Origin of the sequence: Pseudomonas sp. NPDC089406, from assembly GCF_044900265.1 — a bacterium.
Lineage (GTDB): Bacteria > Pseudomonadota > Gammaproteobacteria > Pseudomonadales > Pseudomonadaceae > Aquipseudomonas > Aquipseudomonas fakonensis.
Genome location: NZ_JBJDNC010000004.1, coordinates 158703 through 172274 on the forward strand (window position 1 = coordinate 158703; position 13572 = coordinate 172274).

Here is a 13572-nt window from a genome sequence, read left to right on the forward strand (position 1 = left end):
CTAGATGGCACCGGCTTCGCCGGTGTTCGCGGCTAAAGCCGCTCCTACAGGTATGGCGCCTGGTTCGGGCTTCGCGCGATCCTGTAGGAGCCGGCTTGCCGGCGATCACCGGCGCAGCCGGTGCCAGCATTCGCCTGTGCCGGCCCTATCGCCGGCAAGCCGGCTCCTACAGTGGGGGCGTCTTTTCAGCCAGCACCCGGCAATAGAACTTCCACTCCTCCTCCAGCGCATGGGCCAGGTTCGCCGCCTGGCGAAAGCCATGCCGCTCGCCCTCGTAAAAATGCGCGACCGCCTCGATGCCGTTGGCCTGCAGCGCGGCCAGCATCGAGCGGGTCTGCTCCGGCACCACCACCGCATCCAGCTCACCCTGGAAGAAGATCACCGGCACGCGAATTTGCTCGGCGTGCAACAGTGGCGTGCGCTGGCGGTAACGCTCGGCATCCTGCACCGGGTCGCCGATCAGCCAGTCGAGGTAGTCGCCTTCGAACTTGTGGGTGGCCCGACCCAGCGCCAGCGGGTCGCTGACGCCATACAGGCTGGCGCCGGCGCGGAACACATCGTGGAAGGCCAGGGCGCAGAGGGTGGTGTAGCCGCCGGCACTGCCGCCGCGAATGAAGGCTTTGCGCGGGTCGATCAACCCTTGCTCGGCCAGGTGCGCCACCGCCGCGCAGGCATCTTCCACGTCGGCTTCGCCCCAGCGCAGGTGCAACGCCTGGCGATAGGCGCGGCCATAGCCGCTGCTGCCGCGGTAGTTGAGGTCGGCCACGGCGAAGCCGCGCTGCGTCCAGTACTGGATGCGCGGGTCGAGTACCGGGTAGCAGGCCGAGGTGGGGCCGCCGTGGATGAACAGCACCAGTGGCGATGGGCCCTTGCCGGTCATGGCCGGGTAGAAGAAGCCATGGGCCTCGCCATCACCGCTGGGGTAGCGAATCGGTTTGGGCTGGCTGATGCGTGCGGCTGGCAGCACTTCGGCGCCGCCAGCCAGGATGCTGACTTCGTGGCTGTGCCGGTCGATGGCGATCACGGCGGGCGGGCTGATGGGCGAGGCGGCGATGGCGTAGAGCTGGTCGGCGTCCATCGCCAGGCTGCGAAAGCGGGTGTAGGCGCTGGCGTAGCGTGCCATCTCGCCGTCGCTTGCGCGCAGGCCCAACTGGCCGAAGCCGTTCTCGAACCAGGTGGCCAGGTAGCTCGCCGGGCCCAAGGGTAACCAGGTACTGGCGCCCAGTTGCCAGGGCGCTGCGGCGTGGTCGGCGGCTGCGGCAGGCAGAGCCTGCCAGTGGCTATCGATTTCGCCCCAGGGCTGCCAGTGGCCGTTGCGATCGGACAGGCAGTACAGCTGGCCGGCCGCGTCGAAGCGGGGTTGTTGCAGCGACTCATCAGCACCGGCCATGCAGCGCGCCGGGCCCCAGCCTTCGCCATCGCGCTCGCGGCACATCAGGCGGGTGACGGTCCACGGCTGCGCCGGGCGGTCCCATTCAACCCAGGCCAGGCGCTGGCCATCCGGGCTGAGGGTTGGCGAGGCGTAGAAGTCCGCCCCTTCGGCCAATACCTGGCGCACGCCGTCGGCCAATGCCACCAGGCGGTGCTCCACCTGTTCGCAGTGGCGCTCCTCGACCATCAGCAGCATACCGTCGTGCCATTGCAGGTCGCCGTAGCGGCAGGCGCTGTCGCAGGTCAGTGCGACGGGGGCCGAACCGTCCAGTGCCTGGGTGTAGACCTGTTGGTCCTTTTCGTTGACGAACAACAGCCCGTCGCCGCCCAGGCAAAAGCTGCCACCGCCGTATTCGTACACCCGGCTGCGCACGCTGAAACCTTCGGGGGTAAGGCAGCGGGCCTGGTGATAGAGCCAGTGCCATACCCGGCAGGCGCCGTCGGCGGGGCGGAACTCGACCCAGAACAGGCCATCGATACTGGCTTTCAGCTCGGCAAAGTCGGTACCGGCGGCCACCGCCTGGGCGGCGCTGAAATCAGCCACGGGCGATGACCTGGGAATTGCGTTCGTTGCGGAAGGTCATCTGTTCGATCTTAAGCGTGGCGTGTTCTGCCTCTTCGCGGGCCTTGAGGATGATGCCGTGGTCCGGCGACTTGCCGCACACCGGGTCGGCCTTGCTGGCGTCGCCGGTGAGCATGAAGGCCTGGCAGCGGCAGCCGCCGAAGTCTTTCTCTTTTTCGTCGCACGAGCGGCACGGCTCGGGCATCCAGTCGTAGCCGCGAAAGCGGTTGAAGCCGAACGAGTCGTACCAGATGTGCTGCAGGTCGTGGTCGCGCACGTTGGGGAACTGCACCGGCAACTGGCGCGCGCCATGGCAGGGCAGGGCGGTGCCGTCGGGGGTGATGGTCAGGAACAGGCTGCCCCAGCCGTTCATGCAGGCCTTGGGGCGCTCCTCGTAGTAGTCCGGGGTGACGAAGATCAGCTTGCAGGCGCTGCCGGCGGCCTTGAGCTTTTCGCGGTACTGGTTGGTGATGCGCTCGGCCCGCTCGAGTTGCTCGCGGGTTGGTAGCAGGCCCAACCGGTTGAGGTGCGCCCAGCCGTAGAACTGGCAGGTGGCAAGCTCGACGAAGTCGGCTTCAAGGGCAATGCACAGCTCGATGATGCGGTCGATCTTGTCGATGTTGTGCCGGTGGGTCACGAAGTTCAGCACCATGGGGTAGCCATGGGCCTTGACCGCCCGGGCCATCTCCAGCTTTTGCGCGAAGGCCTTTTTCGAGCCGGCCAAGAGGTTGTTCACCTGCTCGTCGCTGGCCTGGAAGCTGATCTGGATATGGTCCAGCCCGGCTTGTTTGAAGGCGGCGATCTTCTGCTCGGTGAGGCCGATGCCGGAGGTGATCAGGTTGGTGTAGTAGCCCAGGCGCCGGGCTTCGCCGATCAGCTCGGCGAGGTCTTGGCGCACCAGCGGCTCGCCGCCGGAAAAGCCGATTTGCGCGGCGCCCATTTCGCGGGCTTGGGCCATTACCTTGAACCACTGCTCGGTGCTCAGCTCCTTGCCCTGTTTGGCGAAGTCCAGGGGGTTGGAGCAGTACGGGCATTGCAGCGGGCAGCGGTAAGTCAGCTCGGCCAGCAGCCACAACGGCAGGCCGACCGGCACCTCAGGCGAGGCTGATCCAGTGTTCGGCACAGGCCACCTCCATGAATTGCTCGATATCGTCGGCGACTTCGGGCACGTCGGGGAATTGCTGTTGCAACACATCGATGATCGCCGCGACGCTACGCTGGCCATCGATCAGCCCGCCGATCAGCCCGGCGCTGTCGTTGAGCTTGATCATGCCTTCGGGGTACAGCAGCACGTGGCCCTTCTGCGCGGGTTCGTACTGGAAGCGGTAGCCGGGGCGCCAGCTGGGTGTGAGGTTGCGGTCCAAGCTCATAGGGCGATCCCCTTGTGCCATACCCGTTGATCGGTGACGGTGTGATAAGGCGGGCGGTTCAGCTCGTAGGCCATGCTCATGGCGTCGAGCATGCTCCACAGGATATCCAGCTTGAACTGCAGGATTTCCAGCATACGCTCCTGGCCCGCGCGGGTGGTGTAGTGCTGCAGGGTGATCGCCAAGCCGTGCTCCACGTCACGCCGGGCCTGGCCCAGGCGGGTGCGGAAGTACTCGTAGCCGGCCGGGTCGATCCACGGGTAGTGCTGCGGCCAGCTGTCCAGGCGCGACTGATGAATTTGCGGGGCGAACAGTTCGGTCAGCGAGCTGCTGGCGGCCTCTTGCCAACTGGCGCGGCGGGCGAAGTTGACGTAGGCGTCCACCGCAAAACGCACGCCGGGCAGTACCAGTTCCTGGCTGCGCAGCTGGTCGGGGTCCAGGCCCACGGCCTGGCCCAGGCGCAGCCAGGCTTCGATGCCACCGTCCTCGCCGGGGGCGCCGTCGTGGTCGAGCAGGCGCTGGATCCACTCACGGCGGATTTCGCGGTCCGGGCAGTTGGCCAGGATCGCGGCATCCTTCAGTGGGATGTTGACCTGGTAATAGAAGCGGTTGGCCACCCAGCCCTGGATTTGCTCACGGCTGGCACGGCCTTCGTACATCGCCACGTGGTAGGGGTGGTGGATGTGGTAGAAGGCGCCCTTGGCGCGCAGGGCCTGCTCGAATTCGGCAGGGGACAGGGGCATTGCATCGCTCATGGGGGCTCCTGTTAGGGTTGGTTGTGCAAGGGCAGCCCTTACAACTCGATACTCATGCCGTCGAAGGCCACTTCCACGCCCCGGCGCTGCACCTCGGCCCGCTCGGGCGAGTCTTCATCGAGGATCGGGTTGGTGTTGTTGATGTGGATGAGCACCTTGCGCTGGCGCGCGAAGCCGTCCAGCACCTCGAGCATGCCGCCGGGGCCGTTCTGCGCCAGGTGGCCCATCTCGCGGCCGGTGCGGGTGCCGACGCCGCGGCGCTGCATCTCGTCGTCTTCCCACAGGGTGCCGTCCACCAGCAGGCAGTCGGCGCCGTGCATCATCGCCAGCAACTTGTCGTCCACCTGGCCCAGGCCCGGGGCGTAGAACAGCTTGCCGCCGGTGCGGGTATCCTCCACCAGCAGGCCGAGGTTGTCGCCCGGGTGCGGGTCGAAGCGGTGCGGCGAGTAGGGCGGGGCGGCGCTGCGCAGCGGGAAGGGGGTGAAGCGCAGGTTGGGGCAGGCGTCGATGACGAAGCTGCCTTCAAGCTCGATGCGGTTCCACTCAAGGCCGCCGTTCCAGTGGCTGAGCATGTTGAACAGCGGAAAGCCCGTGGTCAGGTCCTGGTGGACCATGTCGGTGCACCACACCTTGTGCGGGCAACCTTCACGCAGGCTGAGCAGGCCGGTGGTGTGGTCGATCTGGCTGTCCAGTAGCACGATGGCATCGATGCCGGTATCACGCAGGGCGCGGGCCGGTTGCATGGGCGCAAAGGCCTGCAACTGGGCGCGGATATCGGGCGAGGCGTTGCACAAGATCCAGTGCTCGCCGTCGTCGGAAAGCGCGATGGACGATTGGGTGCGGGCCGTGGCGCGCAGGGTGCCGTCACGGTAACCCTTGCAGTTGACGCAGTTGCAGTTCCACTGCGGGAACCCGCCACCGGCGGCAGAGCCGAGAATCTGGATGTGCATGGCCACTCTCTATCTATGCAGTTAACCGTAGCTGAAAACAAAAACGCCCCGGCGGGCCGAGGCGTTGAACCGCAGAACGGCTGATCAGCGGTTGGCGAAGTACATGGTGACTTCGAAGCCGATACGCAGGTCGGTGTATGCAGGTTTAGTCCACATGGGATGTCTCCTTCCGGATGGGGTGGGTTGAACAACTGTTCATTGGGTACCGCCTGGGGCAGGAGGTTCCCTGAAAGGGGGTTGCGCTATCTTACAAGAATTATTTGTACTAAAAGGTTAATTCTTCGAAAAGCGCTGTTACGTTTCAGGTAACAATCCACCTGCACCTACTGCCAGCGAGCGTCCGGTGCTGCGGCATTGGCCAGGCAGAGCCAGCCGTGGCGGGCGCTGATCAGCTGCTGCAACAAAACGTCCAGAGAGTGCTGCTCGACTTTCAGAATAGACCAGCGTGTGTAGGAAAGGTCTGAATTGTGTTTCGCGATATGCGCCTGCCACAGCCATTCGCTGACCTCGGCATTGGTCATGGCGCTTTCGTCGAACTGCTCGGCCAGTTGCTGGCGCGCCGTGGCGTCCAGGCGTATGCCTTGCTGCAGCAGGTCGAGCACATGGCCGAGAATCTGCCCGTGGCTGGCGTGGGGCGACTGCACGCCGAACAGCAGCCCGCCGACCCCTTCGACCTGACGAAAGGCACTGAACACCGCATAGCCCAGTTGCAACTCGACCCGCAGGCGCTGGTACACCGGCCCTTGCAGCAGGTGCGCGAGCAGGCGCCCGGCAGCTTGCAAGGCCTCTGGCAGCGGGCAGAACAGCAGCAGCGCCGCTTCGCTGGCCGAGGTGTCGACCTGCCTCCAGTGCATGCCCTGCATGGGCGATGGCGGGGCGAGGTCGCCCGGCTGGCCCATGATGCCTTGCAGCGCGGCGCCCAGGGCGCCGAGCTGGGTACTGTCGAAGCCGCTTGCCAGGCCTTGCCAGCGGGCGTGCTGCCAAAGGCTGTCGAGCAAGGGTTGCTCGAGCAGGCAGGCGGGTTGTGGGTGCTTATCGACTGGTTGCAGGGCGCCTGGCAGTGCCTTGAGCAATGCCCTCAGCGGGATCAGCGCTGGTTCGGCGGCAAGGGCGGCATGCCAGTGTTCGGCGGCCGGGCAGCGCAGTAGCTCAAGCGCCTCGTGTACAGCCTTGATTACCGGCTCGGGTTGCCCGGCGATACGCAGTTGCCAGTACTGCCCGGCGCAGCTCAGCCCCAGTTGCAGCGAAGCCCGCTCGGCGCGCGCCTGCAGTGGCTGCAGGGCGCGTTCGAGTATCGGCCAGAAGCGCGCGCGCAGCGGCGAACTGACTTGCCAGCGCAGGTACAGCACGGCGAACTGGCGGGTGGCAGGTACAGCGTCGCTGACAGCCAGGGCGGCTGGTAGCGGAGCGGCTGCCGGGCCGAGGGTGTTGTCCAGCAGGGCGTCATCTGCTGGCAGCTGCCATTGGCCTGAGTGGGTGTGGGGCAGGTCGTCCAGTAATGCATCAAGCGCCGCCAGGCTTTGCGGGGCTAGCCCGTCGAAGGTTTCGCCGGCGCTGTCGTGGCGCGCCAGGTCCAGGGCGCTGGCGGTTTGTTCCAGACGTTGTTGCAAGCGGGCGTAGCTGTGGTTGAGGCGTTGGCGATCCTGCTGGCGCAAGAACCCCAACCAGCTATACAGCAGCGCGCGGGCCTGGTCGCGGTTGGCGGCATCGGCCAATTGCAGCTTGAGGTGCCACAACAGTTGCCCGGCGTGGGCATGCAGCAGCTGGGCCTTGCAGTCACGCAGCCAGCCGCGCTGGCGCAGCTCGGCCAGCCAACTGCCGGCACGGGTATCGGTGAGGTGGCTGAGCAGCAGGCCCAGGGCCTGCTCGGCGCCGGCTGGCAGGCCGTCATGGGCGAACAGCAGGTCGTCACTCTGGGCGGGCGCCAATGGCTGGTCGAGCAGTGGCGGTGGGGCTTGTTGCGCAACCCGCTGCCCTTTGACGAACAACGCGGCGAACTGTCGGCCGAGCTGTTCCAGCTGTTCGACTGGTTGCGGGCCGGCCAGGCTCAGGGTGATCTGCCCGCCGTGGTAAAAGCCTTGGTGGAATTGCGCCAGGGCTTGCTGGAAGGCGGGGTTGCCTAGCACCAGGCTGTGGCGGTTGCCGGCATGGAAGGCGCTGAGCGGGTGACGGGGCGAAACAGCTTGCAGCAGGGCGAACTGCTGCTGGGCCTCGGGGTTGCGTGACCAGGCGATGAACTCGGCATGGATCACCTCCCGTTCGCGGCGTTGGCGGGCAAGCTCCAGGTCCGGTTCGGCGAGCATCTGGCACAAGCGCTCCAGGCCACCGGCCAGTGAGGCGGGGGGTACTTCGAAGAAGTAGTCGGTGGTGCGTTCGCGGGTGCTGGCGTTGACCTGGCCGCCGAGGCCCTGCACGTAGCGCATCAGGCCGTCTTGCAGTGGGAAACGCGGCGTGCCGAGGAAGAACAGGTGTTCGAGAAAGTGGGCCAGCCCCGGCCAGTTGGGCGGCGCGTCGTGGCTGCCGGCGTGCACCCGCAGGGCCGCAGCGGCGCGCTTCAGACGCAGGGCGTGGCGCAGGGTGAGGTGCAGGCCGTTGGGTAGGGTGAGGTGCTGGAGGGTGTCGGGCATGGGGCAATGCTAGCGCGCCGTGGCGAGGTTGTCTGTGCTGGCCTCATCGCCGGCAAGCCGGCTCCTACAGGGTTGGCGTGGTTGATTGGGCAGCGCGGCCCCGGTTACCGGTGCAAGTCGCGGCGCAGGTCTGCCAGATACGGGAACGCCAGGCGCCCCTTGAGCACCTGTTCATGCTCAAGGTCTGCCAGCAACTGGCACTCTTCGCGCCCGGCCATCGCCAGCAGGCTGCCGTCCGGCCCGACGATGCTGCTCTGCCCGCAGTAGTGGATATCCCCTTCGCTGGCGCAGTAGTTGGCGTACACCAGGTAGCACTGGTTTTCCTGCGCGCGCGAGCGCACGGTCACCTGGCAGACGAAGTCGTAGGGGGTCATGTTGGCGGTCGGCACCAGGATCAGCTCGGCACCGGCCAGGGCCAGGCGCCGGGCGTTCTCGGGGAACTCGATGTCGTAGCAGATCAGCAGGCCGACCTTCCAGCCATCCAGCTCGACCACCGGGAAGTGGTCGGCGCCTGGGCTGAACATGGTGCGGTCGAGTTCGCCGAACAGGTGGGTCTTGCGGTAGTTGCACAGGCTGCGGCCGTGGGCGTCGATCAGTTGCACGCTGTTGTACAGCGCACCGTCGTCGCCGCGTTCGGGGTAGCCGTAGGCGATGGCGATGCGCTGGGCCTGGGCGATCTGTACCACGCGCATCGCCGCCGGGCCATCGCAGGCCTCGGCCAGGCGGCCGGCTTGCTCCAGGCCGATGTTGTAGCCGCTGAGGAACATCTCCGGGCACACCAGCAGTTGCGCGCCGCGGCTGGCGGCAAGCTCGGCCTGGCGTTGCAGGCGCTCGAGGTTGCCGGGCACATCCAGTGGGCCGGGGGTGCCTTGGTACAGGGCGATGCGCATGGTGCTACTCCTTCGCTCAGTCGGCCAGGGCGATGGGGCCGATGTCGTGGAACACATCGCCCGGGCCTGGGTTGTCCGGGTGGGTGTGGCCACCGAAGTGGTTGATGATACCCCACACCGCATTCAGCGAGGTCTGCACCGCGCCTTCGACCCAGGCCGGGGTCCACGACACGTCGTCGCCGGCGATGAACATGCCGCGCTGCTCGGCGGGCATGTCCTGCTGCATGAAGTGCGCGTACATGCGCTGGTTGTAGCGGTAGTGGCCCGGCAGCGCACCTTTGAAGGCACCGAGAAAATGCGGGTCGGCCTCCCACGAGATGGTGATCGGGTCGCCGATGATGTGCCCGGCGATGTCGGTTTTCGGGTAGATCTTCTTCAGTGCGTCCAGGGCCAGTTGCACGCGCTTTTCGGTAGGGTGCGGCAGCATTTTCAGGGCGTCGCTCATCCAGGCGTAGGACAGGCAGATGACCCCGGGCTTGTCGTCGCCGTTGTCGAACAGGTAGGTGCCGCGGGTGAGGCGGTCGGTGAGGGTCATGCTCAGCAGGTCGCGGCCGGTTTGCGGGTCTTTGTCCTTCCAGAACGGCCGATCGACCATGACGAACGTTTTCGACGACTGCATGTAGCGGGTGCGGTCCAGGGCCATCCACATCTTTTGCGAGAACAGCGCTTCCTCGCAGTCGATCTGGGTGGTCAGCAGCCAGCTCTGGCAGGTGGTGAGCACCGCCGCGTAGTGGCGCACATCGCCGTAGTTGTCGGTGACTGCCAGGCGCCCGTCGCTGGCGCGGGCGATGCGCTTGACCCCGGTGCGCGGCGCGCCGCCATGCAGACCGCTGAGGCTGGTGCCCGCCGGCCAGTGGGCGCAGCGCTGCGGCACATGGCGCCAGATGCCCTGGGGCACCTGCTCGACGCCACCTACAACCAGGTGCTGGTGGTCGTCGCAGTTGGTCATCACCACGCGGAAAATTTCCAGCATCGAGTTGGGGAAGTCCGAGTCCCAGCCGCCGGTGCCGAAGCCCACCTGGCCGAACACTTCGCGGTGCTGGAAGCTCAGCTTGGCGAACGAGCGCGAGGTGGCGACGAAGTCGTAGAAGGTGCGGTCGTCCCACAGCGGCACCAGCTTGTTCCACAGTTCTTTGAGGCGTGGCACGTCGCGATCGCGGATGGCCTGCTGGATGTCGCCGAACTGCGCGCCACTCTCCAGGGCGTCGGCCCAGGCCTCGGCCACTTCGTGGAACAGCTGCGGCAGGTCGGCGGCTTTCTCGGCGTAGTAGGTCTGGCCTTCGAGGTCGATCACCGTGCTGCCCGAGGCTGGGGTCAGCGGGTTGGGGAAGGGCTTGGTCTCAAGGCCCAGCTTGTCGACGTAGTGGTAGAAGGCGGTGGACGACACCGGGAAGCGCATGCCGCCCAGCTCGGCGACGATGCCGTCGGTGCCGTTGAAGGCCTGCGAGCGCAGCCGGCCACCCAGCTTGGAGGCCTCGTAAACCACAGGCTTGAGGCCCAGCTTCATCAGCTCGTAGGCCGCCACCAGCCCGGCGATGCCACCACCGACAATTGCCACTTCTTCGCCGTGCCGCTCGGCCGGGATGCTGCCCAGCCCGGCGGGGTGCTCCAGCCAGTCGTCGAAGGCGAAGGGGAAGTCCGGGCCGAAGATGGTGATCGGCTTTTTACCGTCGGCGGGGTGGCGGTTGTTCTTGTTCATGGAGTGACCTTGCCAGAGGGGCTGCGCTGCGGGCGGAGCCTGAGTATAGGAAATGCCTGGCGGTCATTTTAGGGAGCGGGGTGTTCGTAAATAAGATGCAGAGTGTGGTCGTTATGCCTTCTTATTGGTCGTTATGTATCACACTTTAGCCAATATGACGGTTCAGGTCAGAGAAGCCAGGTGATCCACGGTCTGCGGGTATTTCTGCACCAGGCGAATCAGGGCTATGGCCTGGGCATTGGGCTGCGAGCGACCTTGTTCCCAGTTTTCCAGGGTGCGTACGTTGGTGCGCAGGTAAGCGGCGAACACCGCGCGTGACATGTTCAGGCGCTGGCGCAGCTCGATGAGTTCATTCGGGGCCAGGGGGGCCAACTCTGCGAAGCTGACCTTGTGCGAGCGCAGGGTGAGCTTACCGGCACGCTCGCCGGCGAGAGCGTCGAAGCCTTCGGTGAGTTCAGTGAAGATGTTGCGTGGCATTGGTTGTTCTCCTCAGATACTCGCGCTCGAGCAACTGCTTAAGGGCTTGGCGTTGCGGTGGGCTCAGGTCGTCCTGGATTTGCTTGCCGTACAGCGTGAACAGCCAGAACTGCTGGCCGGCTGTCCACCAGTAGTAGATGACCCGGGTGCCGCCCCGTTTTCCCTTATGGCGGTGCGCATCTGCGAAACGTAGCTTTCTCAGGCCGCCCGTACCCTTGATCAGGTCACCAGCATGCGGATGCAGCAGTAACAGCCGTTGCAGCAGTCTGAGATCCTCGTCGTCCAGATACTCGGGGCGATAGCGCTCGAAAGCGGGCAATTCAACAAATAGGGCATCCATGCTCTGTACGTTACCTGCGTATATTTTAGGTGGAATAGGCGGCCCGTCAATGGGTCGGACTGGACTGAGCCTAAATGGGGTTGGCAGGTAGTAAGGAGGTGGGGAAAGTTGCTGGATATGTCGATAAACAGAAGGTTCTTGAAGTTCCTGAGGTGCTGGAAGGGCTGAAAGCAGCAAGCTGGGTGTTGGCAGCTGCTTATTTCCTACAGATCAGTCGAAAACGAAGAATTGTCTTACGCGGCCTGTCGCCAATGCTGATGGAGGGCCTGGTTGATGCAATGGCGCCTGATGGTGGCGGTGCCGTCAGCCCGGTTGCCCACGGTCTACCTTGCTGCTGAGGATGATCGATGTGGTGGTCTTCTCCACCCCCTCCAGGCTGCCGATCTGGTCGAGCAACTGGTCCAGTTGCTCGGGCGAGTCGCTGTGCAGCCAGGCTACATAATCGAACTCGCCACTGACCGCGCACAGTTGCTGCACCTGGCCCATGGCGCTGAGGTGACGCACGATTTCCTTGCCCGAGCGCGGCTGCGCCTTGATGCCGACATAGGCCTGCAGGCCACCACCGATCAGGCGCTGGCCCAGGCGTACGCCGTAGCCGGTGATGACCTTGTGCCGTTCCAGGCGTTCCAGGCGCGAGTTCACCGTGGTGCGGGCGATACCCAGTTGTCGGGCAAGGGTGGCGACGCTTTCACGGGCGTTGATCTGCAGCAGGGCGATCAACTGGCGGTCGATGTCGTCGAGGGCGATGGTGGAGGTGGCCGGCATGGTAGGTCCCTTGGGTCGAGCCGCTAGCCTATTGAACCCCGGCCAGGCTGCGCAAGGCCCGGCCGGTACTGGCTTTCCGCCGGCGAGGCGGTACGATAGCGGCCAGCTGCAATCGGGCAGCCTGGACGATGGCAGGGTGAACGACACATGAGTCTCAAGGACTGGTACTGGCGGCGCTGGATCCGCCAACACGGCTGCAAGGTCAGCACCGGCGTTTCGGCGTTCGGCAAGCGCGCCCGGCTGACGCTGGAGGGCGATGTGCGCCTGGGCGACGTGCAGGTGAGCGTGGCCACCCTCGAGGTATCGATTGGCGCCAACACCTACATGCGCAGTGGTGGGTCGTTGCAGGTGGTCGGCTCGATCGGCCGCTATTGCTCGATCGGCAGCGGCGTGGTGATCGGCCAGGAAAAACACGCCCACCCCACGGACTGGCTGAGCACCCACCCGTTCCAGTTCACCGGCACCCAGTGGCAGTACGAGCCGCCGAGCCGCCCGGCCCGCGTAGGGCATGACGTGTGGATCGGCGAGGGCGCGATGATCATGGAGGGTGTCGAGGTAGGCACCGGCGCGATCATTGCCACCCGTGCCCTGGTGACCCGCGATGTGCCGCCCTATGCAGTGGTGGCCGGGTTCCCGGCCAAGGTGATGCGCTACCGCTACCCGCAAGACATGATCGAACGGCTGCTGGCGTCGCGCTGGTGGGAGAAGGACACCCGGCAATTGCTCGAGCTGCCGCTGAACGACCCGGCGGCCTGCCTTGAACGCATCGATGCGCTGGAGCAGGCGCAGTACGCGCGTATCGAGATTTCGCGGCGGGGCGGCAAGGTATTGGCGTAAGGGTAAGCGAGTTGCTGGGCGTTACGCTGCACACATCTGCCAGCGCTGTTGAGTACCTGTAGGAGCGGCTTTAGCCGCGAACACCGGCAGAGCCGGTGCCATCCACCGCAGTGCCTGCTTCGCGGCTGAAGCCGCTCCCACAGGGACCGCATGGTCTTCAGGCGGGTGCTGCCCCTCGCCTTGGTGCATTTGCGAAATTCATTTCTCTGGGGCTTGAGCGCCTTTGACCGCGAGCACCGGCGCTGCCGGTGCCATGCATCGCGGTTGTGCGGTAAGCCGGGCTCAACGCGAGGCGCTGGTCTGCCCTGCTGCTGCCGTGCAAGGCGAAGAGCTGCTTCCCGAAAGGCTAGCCAGCTGGTCCATCATCTGGTTGCCTTTCTCGACCTTCTGCGCGCTTTCGGCTGCCTTCACCCGCTGGGCGTAGGTGGTCGAATCGCCGCTCAGGCTCTGCTTGGTCTCCAGCACCGAGTTGGCGATGCTCAGCAGGCTGCGCCCGGTGGAGATCAGGCTGTCGCTGGCCGATGGTGTGCAGGGCGAGTTGGCGTTGGCCGCCTGAGTGCTGCCAAAGCCTTGCTGCTGCCCGCCAGGCGCTACGCAACCGCCAAGCGAGGCCAGCAGGGGGGCAACGAGCAGAGCCCCGATCATTCCCTTGGTGTTCATGTGACGTTCCCTCGGATGCTGGGCTTCGACCCGGTGCCGAAGCAGTGCACGGGATTCTGGGGCGGTGCCGCGAGGGAGAAAATAGGACGGGTGTGCTAAAGGCACATTGCCTGTGTGCGGATGATTCAGGGGGCCAGAAACGCAAAAGCCGCGCAATAGCGCGGCTTTTTGGTTTTTGCTGGGCCCACACGGACTCGAACCGTGGACGCAAA

15 protein-coding genes are annotated in these 13572 nt (G+C 65.4%); 2 read left to right on the forward strand and 13 right to left on the reverse strand.

From position 1 onward, the window contains the following. Window positions 1–166 precede the first annotated feature (166 nt). The 11 genes from ACI2KK_RS04455 to ACI2KK_RS04505 form a co-directional block, all read right to left on the reverse strand. The gene (locus ACI2KK_RS04455) at window positions 167–1975 is read right to left on the reverse strand and encodes a prolyl oligopeptidase family serine peptidase (RefSeq protein ID WP_404668027.1); all 1809 of its coding nucleotides are present in this window, start codon (window positions 1973–1975) and stop codon (window positions 167–169) included. Then, window positions 1968–3116, reverse strand: a complete 1149-nt coding sequence (gene pqqE, locus ACI2KK_RS04460) for a pyrroloquinoline quinone biosynthesis protein PqqE (protein ID WP_404668028.1) — start codon at window positions 3114–3116, stop codon at window positions 1968–1970. Before pqqE ends, ACI2KK_RS04455 begins: the two co-directional genes overlap by 8 nt. Further along, window positions 3088–3363 carry a pyrroloquinoline quinone biosynthesis peptide chaperone PqqD gene (gene pqqD, locus ACI2KK_RS04465; RefSeq protein ID WP_404668029.1) on the reverse strand — a complete coding sequence of 92 codons (276 nt, stop codon included), beginning with the start codon at window positions 3361–3363 and terminating at the stop codon, window positions 3088–3090. Before pqqD ends, pqqE begins: the two co-directional genes overlap by 29 nt. Continuing rightward, window positions 3360–4115: a pyrroloquinoline-quinone synthase PqqC gene (gene pqqC / locus ACI2KK_RS04470; RefSeq protein WP_217887450.1), complete on the reverse strand. Its 756-nt coding sequence runs from the start codon at window positions 4113–4115 to the stop codon at window positions 3360–3362. Before pqqC ends, pqqD begins: the two co-directional genes overlap by 4 nt. A 38-nt stretch (window positions 4116–4153) precedes the next feature. Beyond that, window positions 4154–5065: a pyrroloquinoline quinone biosynthesis protein PqqB gene (gene pqqB, locus ACI2KK_RS04475; RefSeq protein ID WP_217841470.1), complete on the reverse strand. Its 912-nt coding sequence runs from the start codon at window positions 5063–5065 to the stop codon at window positions 4154–4156. An 84-nt stretch (window positions 5066–5149) separates the two neighbouring features. Further along, on the reverse strand, window positions 5150–5221 hold the full coding sequence (gene pqqA, locus ACI2KK_RS04480) for a pyrroloquinoline quinone precursor peptide PqqA (protein ID WP_003243383.1): 72 nt from the start codon (window positions 5219–5221) through the stop codon (window positions 5150–5152). Between the two features lie 167 nt (window positions 5222–5388). Then, a complete protein-coding gene (gene pqqF, locus ACI2KK_RS04485) occupies window positions 5389–7692 on the reverse strand; it encodes a pyrroloquinoline quinone biosynthesis protein PqqF (protein WP_404668030.1) in 2304 nt (767 codons plus the stop codon). Window positions 7693–7796: 104 nt separating this feature from the next. Further along, window positions 7797–8582: a carbon-nitrogen hydrolase family protein gene (locus ACI2KK_RS04490; protein ID WP_404668031.1), complete on the reverse strand. Its 786-nt coding sequence runs from the start codon at window positions 8580–8582 to the stop codon at window positions 7797–7799. Between the two features lie 16 nt (window positions 8583–8598). Next, window positions 8599–10281 carry a flavin monoamine oxidase family protein gene (locus ACI2KK_RS04495; protein WP_404668032.1) on the reverse strand — a complete coding sequence of 561 codons (1683 nt, stop codon included), beginning with the start codon at window positions 10279–10281 and terminating at the stop codon, window positions 8599–8601. Between the two features lie 162 nt (window positions 10282–10443). Continuing rightward, window positions 10444–10758 carry a helix-turn-helix domain-containing protein gene (locus tag ACI2KK_RS04500; protein WP_404668033.1) on the reverse strand — a complete coding sequence of 105 codons (315 nt, stop codon included), beginning with the start codon at window positions 10756–10758 and terminating at the stop codon, window positions 10444–10446. After that, the gene (locus ACI2KK_RS04505; RefSeq protein WP_404668034.1) at window positions 10736–11098 is read right to left on the reverse strand and encodes a toxin; all 363 of its coding nucleotides are present in this window, start codon (window positions 11096–11098) and stop codon (window positions 10736–10738) included. The genes ACI2KK_RS04500 and ACI2KK_RS04505 overlap by 23 nt, the downstream gene beginning before the upstream one ends. A 74-nt stretch (window positions 11099–11172) precedes the next feature. On the opposite strand from ACI2KK_RS04505, the gene ACI2KK_RS04510 reads away from it, so the two are divergent. Beyond that, the gene (locus tag ACI2KK_RS04510; RefSeq protein WP_404668035.1) at window positions 11173–11436 is read left to right on the forward strand and encodes a hypothetical protein; all 264 of its coding nucleotides are present in this window, start codon (window positions 11173–11175) and stop codon (window positions 11434–11436) included. On the opposite strand, the gene ACI2KK_RS04515 is transcribed toward ACI2KK_RS04510, so the two are convergent. Then, entirely contained in the window at window positions 11402–11863 is a 462-nt protein-coding gene (locus ACI2KK_RS04515; RefSeq protein WP_217887456.1) for an Lrp/AsnC family transcriptional regulator, read from the reverse strand. The two genes, ACI2KK_RS04510 and ACI2KK_RS04515, sit on opposite strands and share 35 nt — an antisense overlap. 147 nt (window positions 11864–12010) lie before the next feature. Between ACI2KK_RS04515 and ACI2KK_RS04520 the strand changes: the two genes are divergently transcribed. After that, a complete protein-coding gene (locus ACI2KK_RS04520) occupies window positions 12011–12700 on the forward strand; it encodes a CatB-related O-acetyltransferase (RefSeq protein ID WP_404668036.1) in 690 nt (229 codons plus the stop codon). A gap of 282 nt (window positions 12701–12982) precedes the next feature. On the opposite strand, the gene ACI2KK_RS04525 is transcribed toward ACI2KK_RS04520, so the two are convergent. Next, window positions 12983–13360, reverse strand: coding sequence for a hypothetical protein (locus ACI2KK_RS04525; protein ID WP_404668037.1), 378 nt, complete (start codon window positions 13358–13360; stop codon window positions 12983–12985). Between the last annotated feature and the right edge of the window lie 212 nt (window positions 13361–13572).

Excerpts from the sequence above, each read along its gene's own strand:
- pqqD (WP_404668029.1), bottom strand. The coding sequence starts at position 3,363 with ATGAGCTTGGACCGCAACCTCACACCCAGCTGGCGCCCCGGCTACCGC.
- pqqC (WP_217887450.1), bottom strand. The coding sequence starts at position 4,115 with ATGAGCGATGCAATGCCCCTGTCCCCTGCCGAATTCGAGCAGGCCCTG.
- pqqB (WP_217841470.1), bottom strand. The coding sequence starts at position 5,065 with ATGCACATCCAGATTCTCGGCTCTGCCGCCGGTGGCGGGTTCCCGCAG.
- pqqF (WP_404668030.1), bottom strand. The coding sequence starts at position 7,692 with ATGCCCGACACCCTCCAGCACCTCACCCTACCCAACGGCCTGCACCTC.
- ACI2KK_RS04490 (WP_404668031.1), bottom strand. The coding sequence starts at position 8,582 with ATGCGCATCGCCCTGTACCAAGGCACCCCCGGCCCACTGGATGTGCCC.
- ACI2KK_RS04495 (WP_404668032.1), bottom strand. The coding sequence starts at position 10,281 with ATGAACAAGAACAACCGCCACCCCGCCGACGGTAAAAAGCCGATCACC.
- ACI2KK_RS04500 (WP_404668033.1), bottom strand. The coding sequence starts at position 10,758 with ATGCCACGCAACATCTTCACTGAACTCACCGAAGGCTTCGACGCTCTC.
- ACI2KK_RS04505 (WP_404668034.1), bottom strand. The coding sequence starts at position 11,098 with ATGGATGCCCTATTTGTTGAATTGCCCGCTTTCGAGCGCTATCGCCCC.
- ACI2KK_RS04510 (WP_404668035.1), top strand. The coding sequence starts at position 11,173 with ATGGGGTTGGCAGGTAGTAAGGAGGTGGGGAAAGTTGCTGGATATGTC.
- ACI2KK_RS04515 (WP_217887456.1), bottom strand. The coding sequence starts at position 11,863 with ATGCCGGCCACCTCCACCATCGCCCTCGACGACATCGACCGCCAGTTG.
- ACI2KK_RS04520 (WP_404668036.1), top strand. The coding sequence starts at position 12,011 with ATGAGTCTCAAGGACTGGTACTGGCGGCGCTGGATCCGCCAACACGGC.
- ACI2KK_RS04525 (WP_404668037.1), bottom strand. The coding sequence starts at position 13,360 with ATGAACACCAAGGGAATGATCGGGGCTCTGCTCGTTGCCCCCCTGCTG.